Here is a 16,084-nt window from a genome sequence, read left to right as displayed (position 1 = left end):
CACCGACGGGGACACCATGACAGCACCACGCGATAAATTCGGCCGACCGATCGTTGTCGTGACCGGCATGGGAATCGTGACGTCGCTCGGCGGCGGCAAGACCGACAATTGGAAGCGCCTCACCGCGGGTGAGTCCGGCATCAAGACCGTGACACGCTTCCCGCTCGACAGTATGAAGACGACGATGGCCGGCGCCGTCGATTTCGTCACCGTCGACCCGTTCTCCTCCACCAGCCTGTCGCAGCGTCTGGCGGAGATCGCGACCGAAGAAGCGCTCGAGCAAGCCGGCATCGGCAGCAAGGGCGACTTTCCCGGCCCGCTGTTTCTGGCAGTCGCCCCGATCGAGACCGAGTGGCCGCAGCGGCTCGAAGTCGCGCGCGAGGTTCCGACCAAGGACTTTGGAATCATTGAATACCTTGCGACCTGTAGCGGCGGGAAGTTCGCGCACTTTCACCGGCGCTTCACCTTCGGCTCCGTCGCGCTCAACCTCGCCGAGACCTTCGGCACCAAAGGGTCGCCGATTTCGCTGTCGACGGCTTGCGCCTCCGGCGCGACCGCGATCCAGCTCGGCGTCGAGGCGATCCGCCGCGGCGAAACCGATGCAACGCTGTGCATCGCGACCGACGGCTCGGTCAATCCCGAAGCCATGGTGCGCTTCTCGCTGCTGTCGGCTCTCTCCACCCAGAACGACCCGCCGCAGGCCGCTTCGAAACCGTTCTCGAAGAACCGCGACGGCTTCGTGATGGCCGAGGGCGCCGGTGCGCTGGTGCTCGAGAGCTACGACGCCGCGATGGCGCGCGGCGCGCGCATCCTCGGCGTCGTTGCCGGCTGCGGCGAGCTCACCGATTCCTTCCACCGCACCCGCTCGAGCCCGGACGGCAAGCCGGCGATCGGCTGCGTGCGCAAGACGCTCGCCGATGCCGGAATGGAGCCCGAGCAAATCGATCACATCAACGCGCACGGCACCTCGACGCCGGAAAACGACAAGATGGAGTATCTTGCGACGTCGGCCGTGTTTGGCGAACACACCAAAAACATTCCGGTGTCGTCGAACAAGTCGATGGTCGGCCACACCATCTCGGCCGCCGGTGCGGTCGAGGCGATCTTCTCGCTGCTCACGCTCGAGCATCAGCGGATTCCACCGACGATCAACTACGAGGTGCCCGATCCCGCGATCCCGTTCGACGTGGTCGGCAACAAGGCGCGCGATGCCAAGGTGACCGCCGTGATGTCGAACTCGTTCGGGTTCGGCGGGCAGAACGCCTCACTGATCCTGACGCGCGAGCCGGCCTAGCGCCCTCGCCTCATCAGATGAAACGCCTGCTCCTTCGCACCAGGGCGCACCTGCGTGACGCCGCGAAGCCCGTGACCGACGCGGCGATCGGCGGGCTGACGATCGGCCTGCTGCGTACGACGCGCTACTTCGATCCCGAGAAGACCGCAAGATTCTTCGGCCGCGCCGCGCATTTCATCGGCCGCCGGCTGCGCGAGGATCGCATCGGCCGCGAGAACCTCAAGGCCGCCTTCCCGGAAAAGTCACCGGAGGAGATCGAGGAGATCCTGACGGGCGTCTGGCACAACCTCGGACGCATCGGCGCTGAATTCGCGCACATCGACCGCATCTGGGACCACGATCCCCAGAATCCCGACAAGCCGGGTCGCGTCGAATTCTCGGCGCGCAGCAAGCAGCTGTTCGATCAGTTGCGTGACGACGGCAAGCCGGCACTGTTCTTCGCCGCACATCTCGGCAACTGGGAGCTCTCTCCAATTGCCGCCGCAGCGCATGGGCTCGACGCCACCATCCTGTTTCGCCGGCCGAACATCGAAGCCGCCGACCGCGCCATCGAACGCATCCGCGCGGTCAATCTGGGCACGCTGGTGCCGGCCGGCCGTGACGCGCCGCTCAAGCTGGCGCAGGCGCTGAAGAACGGCCAGCACGTCGCGATGCTGGTCGATCAGTATTTGACCAACGGCGTTCCCGTCACCTTCTTCGGCCGCAAGACCACCGCAAATCCGCTGCTGGCGCGCCTGCGCCGGCAGATCGATTGCCCCATCCACGGCACGCGGATCATCCGCCTGCCCGACGGCCGCTTCCGCGGTGAGGTCACCGAGGAAGTCAAGCCGGTGTTCGACGCATCCGGCCAGATCGATATCCAGGGCACCATGCAGGCGATCACCGACGTCGTCGAGGGCTGGGTCCGTGAGTATCCCGATCAATGGCTCTGGCTGCACCGGCGCTGGCGGTAGACGGAGACTGTCATTCGTCATTGCGAGCGAAGCGAAGCAATCCATCTCGCCACTTGCGGAGCCATGGATTGCTTCGTCGCTGACGCACCTCGCAATAACGGCACGCTACTGCGACGAGTATGTCATTTCCCGGTCTTCACTCTCGTCCACAGGCGATTGATGATCCGCTGCGTCGCGGGATCGCGCGCCGTGATCACGAACAGCTTCTTCTGCATCGCCTCATCGGGATAGATGTTCTTGTCGTTGAAGATCTTCGGATCGATCAGCTTCTGGCTCGCCAGATTGCCGTTGGCGTAGGACAGGAAGTTCGAGTTCTTCGCCGCGATCTCGGGACGGTACAGGTAGTTGATCAGCTCATAGGCCTCAGCGACGTTCTTCGCATCCGCGGGGATCGCGAGATTGTCGAAGAACATCTGCGCACCCTCCTTCGGGATCGTGTAACCGATCTCGACGCCGGTGTTGGCTTCCGCCGCCCGGCTGCGCGCCTGCATGATGTCGCCCGACCATCCGACCACGAAGCAGATCTCACCCGAGGCCAGCGCGCTGAGATATTCGGACGAGTGGAATTTGCGCACATAGGGCCGGATCTTGATGACGAGATCGGCGGCCTTCTCGAGGTCGGCCTGCTTGGTCGAGTTCGGATCGAGGCCGAGATAGCTCAGCGCCGCCGGCAGGATGTCGTCGGCGGAATCCAGCATGTGGATGCCGCAATCCTTGAATTTCGCGAGGTTCTCCGGCTTGAACACCATGTCCCAGCTGTCGATCTTCGCGTCCGGACCGAGTATCTTCTGCGCGATCTTGACGTTGTAGCCGATGCCGGTGGTGCCCCACATGTAGTTGGCGCCGTAGCTATTGCCGGGATCGTAAGTCGCAAGTTGGCTCGTCACCACGGGCCATGCATTGGCGAGGTTCGGCAGCTTCGACTTGTCGAGCTTGAGGAACACCTTCGCGGTGATCTGGCGCTGCAGGAAGTAGCCGGTCGGCACCACGACGTCATAGCCCGACTTGCCGGCGAGCAGCCGCGTCTCCAGCGTCTCGTTGGCGTCGAACGTATCGTAGACCACCTTGATGCCGGTTTCCTTGGTGAAGTCCTCGAGGACTCCTGGCGCCATGTAGTTCGACCAGTTGTAGAAGTTGACCGTGCGCTCCTCGGCGTCAGCGGACGCCGAGAGCAGCAGGACCGTCGCGACCGCGCCGACGAAGCTGACGAGACGACGATTCTGCTCTCGCATTCTGGCCTACCTCTTGCGGTGGTGAACGGCATCCGACAACCGCTCCAGCGCGGCGTCGAGTGTCGAGTCCTTCTTGGCGAAACAAAAACGCACGACCGACGTCACCGCATCCTGCTCGTAGAACGCCGACACCGGGATCGCCGCAACCTTGTAGTCCTGCACGATCCGCCAGCAAAACTCCGCATCGGTCTCGTTGAGCCCGAGCGGCGACAGGTCCACGGTGAGGAAGTAGGTCCCCTGCGACTTCAGCACCGGAAAGCCGATGCTCTCCAACCCCTTGGTCAGGCGGTCACGGCTCCGCGCCATGTCCTTGCGCATGTCGAGGAAATAGTCGTCGGGCTTGCCGAGGCCAAATGCCACCGCCGCTTGCAAATTGGGCGCCGTCGTGAAGGTGAGGAACTGGTGCACCTTCGCAGCGACGCGCAGCAGCGGCGGCGCGGCGCAGACGAAGCCGATCTTCCATCCGGTCAGCGAGAAGATCTTGCCGGCGCTGCCGACCTTGATGGTGCGGTCGCGCATGCCCGGGATCGTGATCAGCGGGATGTGCTCGCGGCCGTCGAACACCACGTGTTCCCAGACCTCGTCGCAGATCGCGACCGCGTCGAATTCCTGGCAGAACCGCGCCAGCAGTTCGAGGTCCTCGCGCGGATAGACCACCGCCGCCGGATTGAGCGGATTGTTGAACAGCACCGCCTTGGTCTTGTGGTTGAAGACGCTGCGCAGCATCTCCTCGCTCAGCCGCCACTCCGGCGGTTCGAGCCGCAGCAGCCGCGGAATGCCGCCAGCCTGGCGGATGATCGGCAGATAGGAATCATAGACCGGCTGGAAGCACACCACCTCGTCACCGGGCTCGACCACGGAGAGGATCGAGGCGGTCAGCGCCTCGGTGCCGCCCGAGGTGACCATCACCTCGGTCATCGGATCGAGCTTGAGTCCGTGCCAGTGGCCGTAATGCGATGCGATCGCCTGACGGAGTTCCGGGATGCCCATCATCGACGGATATTGATTATAGCCGTTGATCGAGGCGTCCGCGGCGGCGCGGCGGATGTCCTCCGGACCGGGATCGTCGGGAAAGCCCTGGCCGAGATTGATGGCGTTGTTGTCGCGCGCGGCCTGCGACATCGCCTCGAAGATAGTGACAGGAAGGTCCGCGAAGACCTTGTTCATGGAGGTCATGTCAGGGATCAGCCGCCGGTCTTGGTCGGCAGTCCCGCCGCCTTCCAGCCGATGATGCCGCCCGCCAGATGCTTGTCATAGGGCAGGCCCGCGGCTTGGGCGGCCAGCGAGGCCGTCACCGAGCGCTTACCGGAGCGGCAGGCGAACACCACCTGCTTGCCCTGCGGATCCGGAATCGCCGCCGGGTCGAACGTCGACAGTGGCACCACAACGCCATCGGGATAGGCCTCGACGGCGACCTCGTTCGGCTCACGGACGTCGACCAGGAGATAGCGGCCTTCCGCTATGCCCTTCGACACCTCGTCCGGAAACAAATCTTCCACCTTGTGGTCCGCCACGGAAATATCCTCCCGACATGATCTTTGGCGAGCATCGCGCGGCTCACCGTTCCGGGCCGCAAAGTCGCCTCTTGCGCGGAGAAAATCAAGCGTCCGAAACGGGTTAGATGCCACGCGGAATCGCCGGATCGTAGTCCTAGATCGTGACCTGCGTGCCGACCTCGACCACCCGCCCGGTCGGGATCTGGAAATAGTCGGTGGCATCGTTCGACGAGCGGCTCAGCGCGATGAACAGATGGTCCTGCCAACTCGGCATGCCCGAATGCGCCGCCGGCTTCAGCGCACGGCGGGACAGGAAGAACGAGGTCGACATGATGTCGAACTGCCAGCCGAGCTTGCGGGCGATCGCCAGCGTCTTCGGCACGTTCGGCTGTTCCATGAAGCCGAACTTCAGCGTCACCTTGGAGAAGGTCTCACTCAGCTGCTCCATCCGCACCCGCTCGGACGGATCGATGCGCGGCGTCGGCGCGGTCTCGATGGTCAGGATGACGTTCTTCTCGTGCAGCACCTTGTAGTGCTTGAGGCTATGCATCAGCGCGGTCGGCGCGCTGACGGGATCGCTGGTCAGGAACACCGCGGTGCCGGAGACCCGTTGCGGCGGCCGCTTCTCCAGCATCGCGACGAGATCGGCGAGCGGGAATTCCAGCTTGCGCGACTTCTCGAACAACAGCCGGCTGCCGCGCCGCCAAGTGTACATCACCACGATCATGGCGCCGCCAAGCGCGAGTGGCACCCAGCCGCCCTCGAACACCTTGAGCAGGTTGGCGGCCAGGAAGGTGATGTCGAGGAACAGGAAGGGCGCGACCAGCGCGGCGGCCGCGATCGGCGACCAGCGCCAGACCTTCCAGATCACGACAAAGCCCATCATCGCCGTCACCACCATGGTGCCGGTCACCGAGATGCCGTAAGCCGAGGCCAGTGCGCTCGACGAACGGAACATCAGCACCAGCACGATGACCGCGATGAACAGGAAGCGGTTGATGCGCGGCATGTAGATCTGCCCGGAATGCGCTTCCGAGGTGTGGCGGATCTCGAACCGCGGCAACAGGCCGAGCTGGATCGCCTGCCGCGTCAGCGAATACGCACCGGTGATGACGGCCTGGCTCGCGATCACGGTCGCCATGGTCGCCAGCGCTACCATCGGGATCAGCGCCCAGTCCGGGAACATCAGGAAGAACGGGTTCTCGATGCCCTTGGGATTGCCGATCAGGAGCGCGCCCTGCCCCAGATAGTTCAGCGCCAGCGACGGCAGCACGATGAACAGCCACGCGGTCTGGATAGGGCGTTTGCCGAAATGGCCGAGGTCGGCATAGAGCGCCTCGGCGCCGGTCACCGCGAGGAAGACCGCACCGAGCGTGATGAAGCCGATCACGCCGTGATGCAGCATGAACGACACCGCGAGGATCGGATTGAGCGCGAATAGCACTTCGGGATGCCGCGCGATCTGCGGCAGCGCCGCGACCGCGATCAGGGCGAACCATACGCACATCACCGGGCCGAAGAAGGCCGCGACGCGCGCGGTGCCGCGCGACTGCACCGCGAACAGGACGACAAGGATCACCACCGTGAGCGGCACGACATAGGGATCGAATGTCGAGGTGACGAGCTTGATGCCCTCGATTGCCGACAGCACCGAGAGCGCCGGCGTGATGACGGCGTCGCCATAGAACAGCGCGCCGCTGATGATGCCGAGCAGCACGATCGCGGCGCCGCCCTTGGTCGCCGCGCGCTGCGCCAGCGCCATCAGCGCCAGTGTGCCGCCCTCGCCATTGTTGTCCGCGCGCAGCAGGATCACGACGTATTTCAGCGTGACGACGACGATCAAAGCCCAGAGGATCAGCGAGAGCACGCCGAGCACCGCATGCGCCGTCACCGCGCCCTCGCCGCCGGCGGCGGCAACGACGGCCTCGCGCAAGGCGTAAAGCGGGCTGGTGCCGATGTCGCCATAGACGACACCGATGCTGCCGAGCATCAGGGCCTTGAAGGTGGCGGTTGAATGCGCCTCACCATTGCCGTTTGCCGCCGGCGTTTCCGCCGCGGTGATCGCACTCTCGGATGACATGGGGAAGCTGTGCCTCTGTCTTCTGCCGCACCGCACAATGCCGGGTCGCAGCGCTATACTCCCGGCAGGAATGCATAGGTTAGCCCGGATTCAGGCCTCCGCCATGCACATCACGCATGGGTCACGGCCGATCAATGTCAGAATCCTGCGCCCGGTCAGATAGTTACCTGGGTACCCACTTCAACCACCCGGCCGGTCGGGATCTGGAAATAGTCGGTGGCATCATTGGCGGACCGGCTCATCGCGATGAACAGGTGGTCCTGCCATTGCGGCATGCCGGACTGGGCCGACGGCTTCAGCGAGCGGCGCGACACGAAGAACGAGGTCGACATGATGTCGAACTGCCAGCCGAGCTTGCGCGCGACCGCCAGCGCCTTGGGCACGTTCGGCGATTCCATGTAGCCGAAGCGCAGCCGCACCGCGGTGAACTTGTCGCTCACCTTCTCCATGTTGACGCGCTCGGATAGATCGACGCGCGGCGTCGGTGCGGTCTCGATGGTCAGGATCACGTTGTGCTCGTGCAGCACCTTGTTGTGCTTGAGATTGTGCAGCAACGCGGTCGGCACGAAGCTCGGATCGCTGGTCAGGAACACCGCGGTGCCCTTGACGATATGCGGCGGCCGCTTCTCCAGACTGTGGATCAGGTCGCGCAGCGGCACCTCGATGCGTCGGGTCTTGGCGACCAGGATGGCGGCGCCGCGGCGCCAGGTCCAGATCATCGTCGCCATCACGACGCCGAACAGAAGCGGCACCCACGCGCCCTCGAACAGCTTCAGGAGATTGGCGCTGAAGAAGGTCATGTCGACGATCACGAACGGCAGGATCAATGCCGCCGCCGACGCCATGCGCCAGTTCCACAGCTTCCAGATCACGATGAAGCCCATGATGCCGTCGGCGACCATGGTGGTAGAGACGGCGATGCCGTAGGCCGACGCCAGCCCGCTCGAGGTGCGGAACAGCAGCACCAGCAGCAGCACGCCGATCAGCAGCAGCCGGTTGACGCGCGGCAGATAGATCTGACCGGCATGGGTCTCCGAGGTGTAGCGGACCTCGAAGCGCGGCAAGAGCCCAAGTTGCACCGCCTGGCTGATCAGCGAATAGGCGCCGGTGATCACCGCCTGGCTCGCGATCACCGTCGCGGCGGTGGCGAGCCCGACCAGGGGCAGCAGCAGCACGTCGGGCACCATGCGGTAGAACGAGTTCTCGATCGCGCTGGGATCGGACAGCACCAGCGCGCCCTGCCCGAAATAGTTCAGCAGCAGCGACGGCAGCACGAAGAACAACCAGCCGGACTGGATCGGCTTGCGGCCGAAATGCCCGAGATCGGCATACAGCGCCTCGCCGCCGGTCACCGCGAGGAACACCGCGCCCAGCGTCACCAGGCCGATGGTGCCGTGGGTCAGCATGAACTGGAGCGCGTAATAGGGATTGATCGCCGCCAGCACCGACGGGTCGTCCATGATGTGAACGAGCCCCATCACCGCCAGCGAGGCGAACCACACCACCATCACCGGACCGAAGGCGGAAGCGACGCGCGCGGTGCCAGAACTCTGCACAGAGAACAGCACGACCAGGATCAGGATCGTCAGCGGCACCACATAGTGCTCGAGATGCGGGGTGGCGAGCTTGAGGCCTTCGACCGCCGACAGCACCGAGATCGCCGGCGTGATCATGGAATCGCCGATGAACATCGAGGCGCCGACCACGCCGAGCGCGAGCAGCGGCCAGCTGCGCCGACCGATCGCGCGCTGGCCGAGCGCCATCAGCGAGAGCGTGCCGCCCTCGCCATTGTTGTCGGCGCGCAGCAGCAACAGCACGTATTTCGCGGTGACGACGGTGAACAGCGCCCACAGGATCAGGCTGAGCACGCCCAGCACCATGATGCGGGTGACCGGCTGGCCGTGCGCGGCGCCGCCGACCGCCTCACGGAATGCGTAGAGCGGCGAAGTTCCGATATCGCCGAACACCACCCCGATGCTGCCGAGTGTCAGGGCCCAGAAGCTGGAGGTCGGTTGTCCTTCCTGAGCTTCGGTAGATGAGACGCTGACAGCCATGGCGAGGTTGGAACGCCCGATCGGTTGATTTGATCCGCGCGGCTATCGACGCTTCCGCATCGCGTGTCAACCGCGCAACAATGGTAGTTGACGGTAGTATGGTAACCCAGAGCTACGGCTTCAGATCCGGCGGCAGCGGCGGATTTTCCCGCATCAACGTGATGGTCACGCGACGGTTGGCCGGCAGCGTCGGATCGTCGGGAAACAGCGGCTGGCCGTCGGCCTTGCCGGAAACCGCGAAAATATGCGACGGCGGCAGCCCTTCCCGCTCCAAGATCTGCCGCACCGCGTTGGCGCGGTCCGCGGACAGGTCGAAGCCGTCATAATCACTGCGCGCCGGCACGAAGCCTGCGGCCGTATGCCCCACGATCGCGACCCGCAGCGGCGTCGCCTTCAGCGGCGCGGCCAGCTTCTGGATCAGCCGGCGGGTGCGGTCATACGGCTCCCTGGAGCCGTCCGCGAACATCGAGCGGCCGTCCTGGTCGACGATCTCGAGGTTGAGTCCCTCCTTGGTCTCCTCGAACATGATGTTCTTGGAGATCTCGGTCAGCTCCGGCATGTCCTGCAGCGCCTGGCGAAGCGAGGCCGAGGCGAGCGCGAATTCGCGGTCGATCTTCAGCCGCGCGCCGTTGATCTGGCTGCGCTCCTTCTCGTCCGGCGTCGGATTGGCCGAGGAGTCCTCCGGCGAGATGTGCTCGACGTTCTTCAGCTTCGGCCGGGTCGGCAGGCCGTCGGATTCGACGATGCCGGAATAGCGCACATTGGTCTGCACGCCGAAGGCATCGCGCATCGAGCCGGCGACGATCTTCAGCTTGTTGTTGTCCATGGTGGAGAACGCGACGAGCATCACGAAGAAGCTCATCATCAGGCCCATCAGGTCGGCGAAGGTCACGAACCAGCCGTGACCTCCGGTATGGGCGTCGCCGCGCTTTTTCTTGGCCATCGCTGCGTTTCCCGAAAGCGCGGTCCGGTCAGGCCGGAACCGGCTCGCCTTCCTCCTGGCGATGCTTCTCCGGCAGATAGGCCAGCAGCATCTCGCGCACCAGCGCCGGGCTCTTGGAGTCGCGGATCATCAGGATGCCGTCGATGATCAGCGTGCGGTTGGTCTCCTCGTCGAGCAGCTTGCCATGCAACTTGTCGGCAATCGGCAGGCAGAACAAATTGGCGACCAGCGCGCCGTACAGCGTCGCGAGCAGCGCGGTCGCCATGAACGGGCCGAGCTTGGAGGGGTCGGTCATGTTGGCGAACATCTGCACCATGCCGATCAGCGTGCCGATCATGCCAAACGCCGGAGCGCAGTCGCCGATCGCGCGATAGATCTTGCTGCCCTCGTCGAGGTGCATCAGGAAGTTGTCGCGGTCGCGCTCCATGTTGTCGCGGATGAATTCGAGGTCGTAACCGTCGGCGACGTAACGGATGCCCTTGGCGAGGAACGGCTCGTCGGTCTCGACCTTTTCCAGGCCGACCGGCCCCTGCTTGCGGGCGATCTCGGCGATGCGGGCGAGCTCGTCGACGAGGTCGCGGGCCGACAGCCGGCTCATCGTGAAGGCGAATTTGGCGCCGAGCGGCAGCCCATGCAGCATCACGCCCAGCGGGAAACGGATCATCGTCGCCGCGATCGAGCCGCCGAAGATGATGATCATGGCGTGTTCGGAGATGAACATGTGCAGGTCGCCGCCCATGAACATCATCACCGCGATGACGATGATGCCAGCCAACAGCCCGGCGCCAGTCATGATATCCATAGGAGACTCCAACGCGTACGCAACCTGCCCGTCCTGGACGGCGCGCAGCCCAAGGCGGGCCGCGTGGAAAACCCTAACGTTAACGCCATTAAGGACGCGTTACCGAATTTGGTAGGGATAACAACGGGTAAACGCCGGTCTTTTCGCGATGTCGTTGAAGATGCTGGCTTTCCGCATGCGAGCCTGCCGTCGCATGCGCAAATCCCCTCCCCGTAGAACAACGGACATGGGATAGGTTTGCCGGAAGCGTATTCGCGCGAACTGGCTACCGGCTCGCGTGAAGAAGACGCGTCAACACAAGAATCCGGGGCCCCATTCCGATTCAATCGGAGCGGAAAAGGCTCTCGAGGAAACCAACCAATGAGCGGGACAGGATGAAGGCCGTCGTCGTCGAGCAATACGCGCCCATCGATCAGATCGGGCTGAGGGAGATCGCCACCCCCGAACCCGGCCCCGGACAGATCCGAGTCCAGGTCCACGCCGCGAGCATCGGCTTCGTCGATGGGCTGAAGGTCGAGGGCCGCTACCAAACCAAGGATGCCCTGCCCTTTACGCCGGGCGCGGAATTCGCCGGCGTGGTCGATGCGGTCGCAGGCGACGTCGCCGGCATCGCGCCGGGCATGCGGGTGATGGGCGCGGCGCGCTCGGGCGCGCTGGCCGAGCACATCGTGGTGCCGCCCGACGCCGTCGAGATCATGCCCGACGGACTGTCGATGGAGGCCGCCGCGGCCTTTCGCACCAATTACCTCACCGCGCTCTATGCGCTCGGCGAGCGCGGCTCGCTCAAGGCCGGCGAGCAGTTGCTGGTGCTCGGCGCCGCCGGCGGCACCGGCATCGCCGCCATTCAAATCGGCAAGCTGCTCGGCGCGCGCGTCGTCGCCGCGGCCTCGACGGAGGAGAAGCGCAACTTCGCCGCAAGCTTCGGTGCCGACGCGGTCGTCGACTACACGCGACCCGACTGGCGCGACGCGCTGAAGGACGCGACCGGCGGCCATGGCCCCGACGTGATCTTCGATCCGGTCGGCGGCGAGGTCTCGCTGCAGGCGTTCCGCTCGATCGCCTGGAACGGCCGCCATGTCGTGGTCGGCTTCGCGGCCGGCAGCATTCCCGCATTGCCGTTCAATCTGCCGCTCCTGAAAGGCGGCCTCCTGATCGGCGTCGATGCCGCCCAGATCGCGCGGCGCGAGCCCGAGGCGCAGGCGCGCGTGATGACGCAATTGTCGGCATGGCTGAACGATGGCCAACTGACGCCTGTTGTCGGTAAGGTGTTCGCATTCGACGATTTTCGCGCGGCCTTCACCACCATGCAGACCCGCGCGGCGCTCGGCAAGATGGTGGTGCGGATCGGGTCGTGAGAGAGGCAGCGCTATCGCCTCATCCTCGCTGCGTCCCTGCGAAAGCACTAGGGCATGCACACATTTCTGAGGCTCCATCCGAGAGCGACGGCGCGGAAGTAATCGAGACCGTTTTTGAAGGTGATGGGGCCTGGTGGCTTGGAGGACGGATAGCCGTCCCATCCTCCAATGCGGCCGATAATCCAGGCCGCCCAGGCAAGACGATCGGACGGATGCGGGTTCTTCAGTCGTCTGTTCCTGGCTTCAAGCTGCTGATTGAGGGCGGTCAACGCATCGATCTCGCTGGGATTGAAGGCAACGTGAAGCGACTGCTGGCTCCCGTTGCGCGCTTGCAGGAGCTGGATGGTGATGATCGCGGCCTTGGCAGCGATGGCAACCAATTTGAGAAGCCGGCCGGCGGTGCCGATCTGGCTATCCTCGAGCTTGAAGCCCTGCGTCTTGAGGACGCGGAAGAACTGCTCGATGATCCAGCGCTGCTTGTACCAGGCGACAATGCGCCAGGCATCGTCTGAACTGGTGACCTCGTGAGAGGTGAGAAGACGCCAGTGCAACGGCTCGACGTTGGGATCGGCATTGATCTCGCGGACGTCAACGATGGCCAGATGCAGGCTTTTCGGCAAATGGCGCAGGAACTTGCTTTGCGGCCGGGCCAGCTCGATTGCGCCGAAGCGAAGTTCGAGGTCCATCGGACGTGCAGGCCGCCCCGCACGCGCAGGCAACTCGATGATGCGACGCTCTACCGCCGTCATGGCGTCGATCGCCGCATACAAACCCGTCGTGTCGGCCAGCTTGCGATCATGCATGCTGCGGGCGATCACGCGGTAGTCTTGCTCGGCTGCGCTGGCATAAAGAGCAAAGATGTCGCTCTCGCGGTCACCAAGCAGGGTCACCATTGCAGCACCGGTAAGCAGCGGCTTGGCCGCAAGGGCGGTGGCAATCCAGCGCTGCGATTCCTTGTCCGACAGGTCGCGGCTGTCATGCGAGACGCTCCGAGGGCCTTCACGCGTCCACACCTCGCCGCTCAAAAGTCCCAGGCAGGTGCCATTGTCCGCATCCACCGCCAGCATCGGGTGCAGCAGCACGCCGTGGTGATTGCCCTTGCCGATCTCCCCGAGCCCGCGCCGGCGTTGCGGCGTGGTGTTGAAGTGGATCTCGCTGGTGTCCTGGATCGCCAAAACATGGCGGCCTGTAACCGCCGCAGCCGTGCTTTCGCTCCAGCTTTCGATGATGCGCTCCTTCGTCACCTTGGAGTTACCGAGAAAGCGGTTGAACCGCACCTCCAGCGCGCGGTCTCCCTTGGAAAGCCGCCGAAGGCATACATCCTTGCCCGCGACCATGCGTCCGATGAGCGCCGCCCCCCTTTATCGAGACGACCATCCTCGAACCGGCCCAACGTCCAGTCAATCCGCGACAACATGCTGGCACCTCCGCCCAAGCCGAAGTGCCGTAATAGAAGTCACCGAGACCCCCGATTCTGGAATCCCCAATCTCTGACCCGAGTCAATCCGTCGCACCAGATGTGTGCATCCCCTAGTTGCGAAAGCAGGGACCCATACGCCGCGGCGGACGTCGTGAACAGGGCTCGTCATTCCAGCGAAGCACACCAATCAGCGCTTGTGGTTATGGGTCCCTGCTTTCGCAGGGACGACACTGAATGTCGCAAGCCAAGCTTGCCTTGAGGGTCAGAAAAATACGCGACCCTCGCCAAGGTTCGCGAAAATTATCACAGGTTATTGTTACGCGGTTCTGTGCCGCCTTAGCGTTGCGGAGTACGGCATTCGGGGACGAAAAATGCAGGACATGCTGACGCATCTCGAAAAGCTTCGCCGCGACGCGGCGGAATGTGCGTTGATCCGAGACCTGGCGACTGACATGCGCAAGCGCGAGTTGTTCAGCAAGCTCGCCGAACATCTCACGGCCCTTGCCGCCGAGGTGGAGGAAACCATCAACGCAGCCCGCAAGGAGGACCAAGTCATCTAGCGAGGCCTACGTCGAGCGTTCGAAAGTATCGACACTTGTCGTGACGGCTCGCCACCAGTTCACGGGCTTCAGGGCCGCCGCTTCGCCCTCGCGGACCGCGACCAGCGCCTCGTCCGACATGGCAATTTGCCGGATGGAACCAACGTCGCAACGGCGCATTGTCATTTCACCCATCGGTTGACAGGTAATATGCCGCCAGTATCGGTAGACGTGCCGATGCTGTAGCATTGCTGGTTCGCCGAGGAGCCTATTCGCCGCAATGTGTTGTATTTCAGGATTCTTTGTCTTGGCACTTTTTGCACATCGAGCATCGAGCATCACGTCGCGATCGCGCGGGCGGATTACCACCAAAGAGGCGCGATGAAGACCGACAAGGCCATCTGGTACGTCTCGTTCGCCATGCGAAATCCTGACGCCGGACATCACCGCTTCGCGCGCCAGACCCGTACCTTCACGACCGAGCAGGACGCCAAGGCGTTTGCGCGCACGCTGCTCGTTCAGACGCAGGACGTCAGCGCCGGAACGATCAATCCGCACGCACCGCGACGCGTGATCGCACCGGCCGCGATCACGGCCTGGGCCGGCGACAGCTGAGGCTTCGCCGCCGTTGCTTCCTACAGGAAGCGCGAGGGCGCAAACGGGGCGAGCGGAATCTCCGGCGCCTTGCCGCTCAGGAGTTGCGCGACCAGCCGGCCGGTCCGGGCCGATCCGACCAGGCCGACATGGCCGTGGCCGAAGGCGTAGACCACATCGCGCGTGGCACGGGCATAACCGATGCAGGGGCGCCCGTCCGGCATGCTCGGCCGATGGCCGAACCAGGTCTTGATCCGCGATGGCGGAATATCCGTCGGCAGCTTCGGGAACATACTGAAGAGGTGCTCGCGCAGGATTTCGGCGCGCTTCCAGTTCGGCGCGGCGTCAAGCCCCGCGATCTCCACCGTGCCGGCGGCGCGCAGGCCCTTGTCGGTCCAGTTGACGACCATCTTGGCATCGGAGGCCATCATCGAATTGCGCGGGCCGGATTCCGGATTTTCGATCATGACGTGATAGCCGCGCTCAGTCTCCAGCGGCAGCGGATCGCCGATCGAGGCGGTCAATTGCCTGGAGCGCGCGCCCGCGGCGACGACGGCGGCGTCGCAGGCGATCTCGCCGCTCTCGGTGATCACAGCGACCAGCCTGTCACCGGCAAGCCTGAGGCCCGTTGCCTTGGCGGCGACGCGTTCGGCGCCGTTCGCGACGGCGTGCGCGGCAAGCGCCGCGACATAGGCGCCGGGATCGCGGCAGCGGCCCGCCTCCTCCACCACGACGCCGAATTTGTAGCGCGGATGCAGATCGGGCTCGCGCTGGCGCATCTCGTCTTCATCGAGCTCCAGCCATTCGATGCCGACGCGCTTGCGGATGCGCCAGCCGAGATCGCGGTCGAACGGCGCGCGTGAGGGAAACACATGCATCACCCCGCGCCGCTCGATCAATTCGCCCACGCCGGCTTCCTCGGCGAGCTGCCGGTGCAGCAGCGGTGCATCCTTCAGGAGATCGCGCATCGCCCGCGCGGTGGCCTCGACCCGCGCCTCGGTCCGGCTCGACAGCAGATACTTGACCAGCCACGGCAAGGCCTTCGGCAGATACGACCAGCGGATCGCCAGCGGCCCGAGCGGATCCATCAGATAGCCCGGCACCTTCTTCCAGGTGCCCGGCTCGGCCGGCGGGATCACCGAATGCGACGACAGCCAACCGGCATTGCCGTAGCTCGCCGCCTGGGTGCCGCCGGGCTCGCCCGGATCGATCAAGGTTACGCTGTGGCCCGCACGCAGCGCCTCGATGGCGCTGATCACGCCGACCGCGCCGGCCCCGATGATCGCGACGTGACGGGACTTTTGTTTGGGCATGATCTCCTC

Annotated in this window: 15 protein-coding genes; 5 read left to right on the top strand and 10 right to left on the bottom strand. The window is 64.5% G+C overall.

Annotated elements, in window-relative coordinates; all coding sequences use genetic code 11:
* Positions 1 to 16 precede the first annotated feature (16 nt).
* Both ACVW1B_RS09795 and ACVW1B_RS09790 read left to right on the top strand, forming a co-directional pair.
* Positions 17 to 1,294 carry a beta-ketoacyl-ACP synthase gene (locus ACVW1B_RS09795; protein WP_253609154.1) on the top strand — a complete coding sequence of 426 codons (1,278 nt, stop codon included), beginning with the start codon at positions 17 to 19 and terminating at the stop codon, positions 1,292 to 1,294.
* A 17-nt stretch (positions 1,295 to 1,311) separates the two neighbouring features.
* On the top strand, positions 1,312 to 2,247 hold the full coding sequence (locus ACVW1B_RS09790) for a lipid A biosynthesis lauroyl acyltransferase (RefSeq protein ID WP_057019707.1): 936 nt from the start codon (positions 1,312 to 1,314) through the stop codon (positions 2,245 to 2,247).
* Between the two features lie 122 nt (positions 2,248 to 2,369).
* Here ACVW1B_RS09790 and ACVW1B_RS09785 read toward each other — a convergent pair whose 3' ends face one another.
* The 7 genes from ACVW1B_RS09785 to ACVW1B_RS09755 form a co-directional block, all read right to left on the bottom strand.
* Entirely contained in the window at positions 2,370 to 3,479 is a 1,110-nt protein-coding gene (locus ACVW1B_RS09785) for a polyamine ABC transporter substrate-binding protein (RefSeq protein WP_253609155.1), read from the bottom strand.
* Between the two features lie 6 nt (positions 3,480 to 3,485).
* Entirely contained in the window at positions 3,486 to 4,655 is a 1,170-nt protein-coding gene (locus ACVW1B_RS09780) for an aminotransferase (protein WP_253609156.1), read from the bottom strand.
* Positions 4,656 to 4,663: 8 nt separating this feature from the next.
* Complete coding sequence (locus tag ACVW1B_RS09775; protein WP_016848419.1) at positions 4,664 to 4,993, bottom strand: rhodanese-like domain-containing protein; 330 nt, start codon at positions 4,991 to 4,993, stop codon at positions 4,664 to 4,666.
* Between the two features lie 136 nt (positions 4,994 to 5,129).
* Complete coding sequence (locus tag ACVW1B_RS09770; RefSeq protein WP_456780871.1) at positions 5,130 to 7,055, bottom strand: potassium transporter Kup; 1,926 nt, start codon at positions 7,053 to 7,055, stop codon at positions 5,130 to 5,132.
* Between the two features lie 155 nt (positions 7,056 to 7,210).
* Positions 7,211 to 9,109 carry a potassium transporter Kup gene (locus ACVW1B_RS09765; RefSeq protein ID WP_057019703.1) on the bottom strand — a complete coding sequence of 633 codons (1,899 nt, stop codon included), beginning with the start codon at positions 9,107 to 9,109 and terminating at the stop codon, positions 7,211 to 7,213.
* A 112-nt stretch (positions 9,110 to 9,221) separates the two neighbouring features.
* Positions 9,222 to 10,052, bottom strand: coding sequence for an OmpA/MotB family protein (locus ACVW1B_RS09760; RefSeq protein ID WP_016848417.1), 831 nt, complete (start codon positions 10,050 to 10,052; stop codon positions 9,222 to 9,224).
* Positions 10,053 to 10,080: 28 nt separating this feature from the next.
* Positions 10,081 to 10,854 carry a motility protein A gene (locus ACVW1B_RS09755; protein WP_016848416.1) on the bottom strand — a complete coding sequence of 258 codons (774 nt, stop codon included), beginning with the start codon at positions 10,852 to 10,854 and terminating at the stop codon, positions 10,081 to 10,083.
* A gap of 374 nt (positions 10,855 to 11,228) precedes the next feature.
* Between ACVW1B_RS09755 and ACVW1B_RS09750 the strand changes: the two genes are divergently transcribed.
* Positions 11,229 to 12,209: an NADPH:quinone oxidoreductase family protein gene (locus tag ACVW1B_RS09750; RefSeq protein WP_456780872.1), complete on the top strand. Its 981-nt coding sequence runs from the start codon at positions 11,229 to 11,231 to the stop codon at positions 12,207 to 12,209.
* Positions 12,210 to 12,256: 47 nt separating this feature from the next.
* Here the strand turns inward: ACVW1B_RS09750 and ACVW1B_RS09745 are convergent, their stop codons facing one another.
* Positions 12,257 to 13,546 (bottom strand): IS4 family transposase, encoded by a 1,290-nt coding sequence (locus ACVW1B_RS09745; protein ID WP_225642830.1) that lies wholly within the window; start codon positions 13,544 to 13,546, stop codon positions 12,257 to 12,259.
* Positions 13,547 to 14,000: 454 nt separating this feature from the next.
* Here ACVW1B_RS09745 and ACVW1B_RS09740 point away from each other — a divergent pair, with 454 nt between their 5' ends.
* Positions 14,001 to 14,189, top strand: coding sequence for a hypothetical protein (locus tag ACVW1B_RS09740; protein WP_016848414.1), 189 nt, complete (start codon positions 14,001 to 14,003; stop codon positions 14,187 to 14,189).
* Between the two features lie 6 nt (positions 14,190 to 14,195).
* On the opposite strand, the gene ACVW1B_RS09735 is transcribed toward ACVW1B_RS09740, so the two are convergent.
* Positions 14,196 to 14,507 carry a hypothetical protein gene (locus ACVW1B_RS09735; RefSeq protein ID WP_229189756.1) on the bottom strand — a complete coding sequence of 104 codons (312 nt, stop codon included), beginning with the start codon at positions 14,505 to 14,507 and terminating at the stop codon, positions 14,196 to 14,198.
* Between the two features lie 42 nt (positions 14,508 to 14,549).
* On the opposite strand from ACVW1B_RS09735, the gene ACVW1B_RS09730 reads away from it, so the two are divergent.
* Positions 14,550 to 14,783, top strand: coding sequence for a hypothetical protein (locus ACVW1B_RS09730; RefSeq protein WP_057019701.1), 234 nt, complete (start codon positions 14,550 to 14,552; stop codon positions 14,781 to 14,783).
* 20 nt (positions 14,784 to 14,803) lie between these two features.
* Here ACVW1B_RS09730 and ACVW1B_RS09725 read toward each other — a convergent pair whose 3' ends face one another.
* Positions 14,804 to 16,075, bottom strand: coding sequence for an NAD(P)/FAD-dependent oxidoreductase (locus tag ACVW1B_RS09725; protein ID WP_456780873.1), 1,272 nt, complete (start codon positions 16,073 to 16,075; stop codon positions 14,804 to 14,806).
* Between the last annotated feature and the right edge of the window lie 9 nt (positions 16,076 to 16,084).

Source organism: Bradyrhizobium sp. USDA 4502 (genome assembly GCF_054063355.1).
This window is presented reverse-complemented; position numbering and strand designations above follow the sequence as displayed.

Excerpts from the sequence above, each read along its gene's own strand:
- ACVW1B_RS09795 (WP_253609154.1), top strand. The coding sequence starts at position 17 with ATGACAGCACCACGCGATAAATTCGGCCGACCGATCGTTGTCGTGACC.
- ACVW1B_RS09790 (WP_057019707.1), top strand. The coding sequence starts at position 1,312 with ATGAAACGCCTGCTCCTTCGCACCAGGGCGCACCTGCGTGACGCCGCG.
- ACVW1B_RS09785 (WP_253609155.1), bottom strand. The coding sequence starts at position 3,479 with ATGCGAGAGCAGAATCGTCGTCTCGTCAGCTTCGTCGGCGCGGTCGCG.
- ACVW1B_RS09780 (WP_253609156.1), bottom strand. The coding sequence starts at position 4,655 with ATGACCTCCATGAACAAGGTCTTCGCGGACCTTCCTGTCACTATCTTC.
- ACVW1B_RS09770 (WP_456780871.1), bottom strand. The coding sequence starts at position 7,055 with ATGTCATCCGAGAGTGCGATCACCGCGGCGGAAACGCCGGCGGCAAAC.
- ACVW1B_RS09765 (WP_057019703.1), bottom strand. The coding sequence starts at position 9,109 with ATGGCTGTCAGCGTCTCATCTACCGAAGCTCAGGAAGGACAACCGACC.
- ACVW1B_RS09760 (WP_016848417.1), bottom strand. The coding sequence starts at position 10,052 with ATGGCCAAGAAAAAGCGCGGCGACGCCCATACCGGAGGTCACGGCTGG.
- ACVW1B_RS09755 (WP_016848416.1), bottom strand. The coding sequence starts at position 10,854 with ATGGATATCATGACTGGCGCCGGGCTGTTGGCTGGCATCATCGTCATC.
- ACVW1B_RS09750 (WP_456780872.1), top strand. The coding sequence starts at position 11,229 with ATGAAGGCCGTCGTCGTCGAGCAATACGCGCCCATCGATCAGATCGGG.
- ACVW1B_RS09745 (WP_225642830.1), bottom strand. The coding sequence starts at position 13,546 with ATGGTCGCGGGCAAGGATGTATGCCTTCGGCGGCTTTCCAAGGGAGAC.
- ACVW1B_RS09740 (WP_016848414.1), top strand. The coding sequence starts at position 14,001 with ATGCAGGACATGCTGACGCATCTCGAAAAGCTTCGCCGCGACGCGGCG.
- ACVW1B_RS09735 (WP_229189756.1), bottom strand. The coding sequence starts at position 14,507 with ATGCTCGATGCTCGATGTGCAAAAAGTGCCAAGACAAAGAATCCTGAA.
- ACVW1B_RS09730 (WP_057019701.1), top strand. The coding sequence starts at position 14,550 with ATGAAGACCGACAAGGCCATCTGGTACGTCTCGTTCGCCATGCGAAAT.
- ACVW1B_RS09725 (WP_456780873.1), bottom strand. The coding sequence starts at position 16,075 with ATGCCCAAACAAAAGTCCCGTCACGTCGCGATCATCGGGGCCGGCGCG.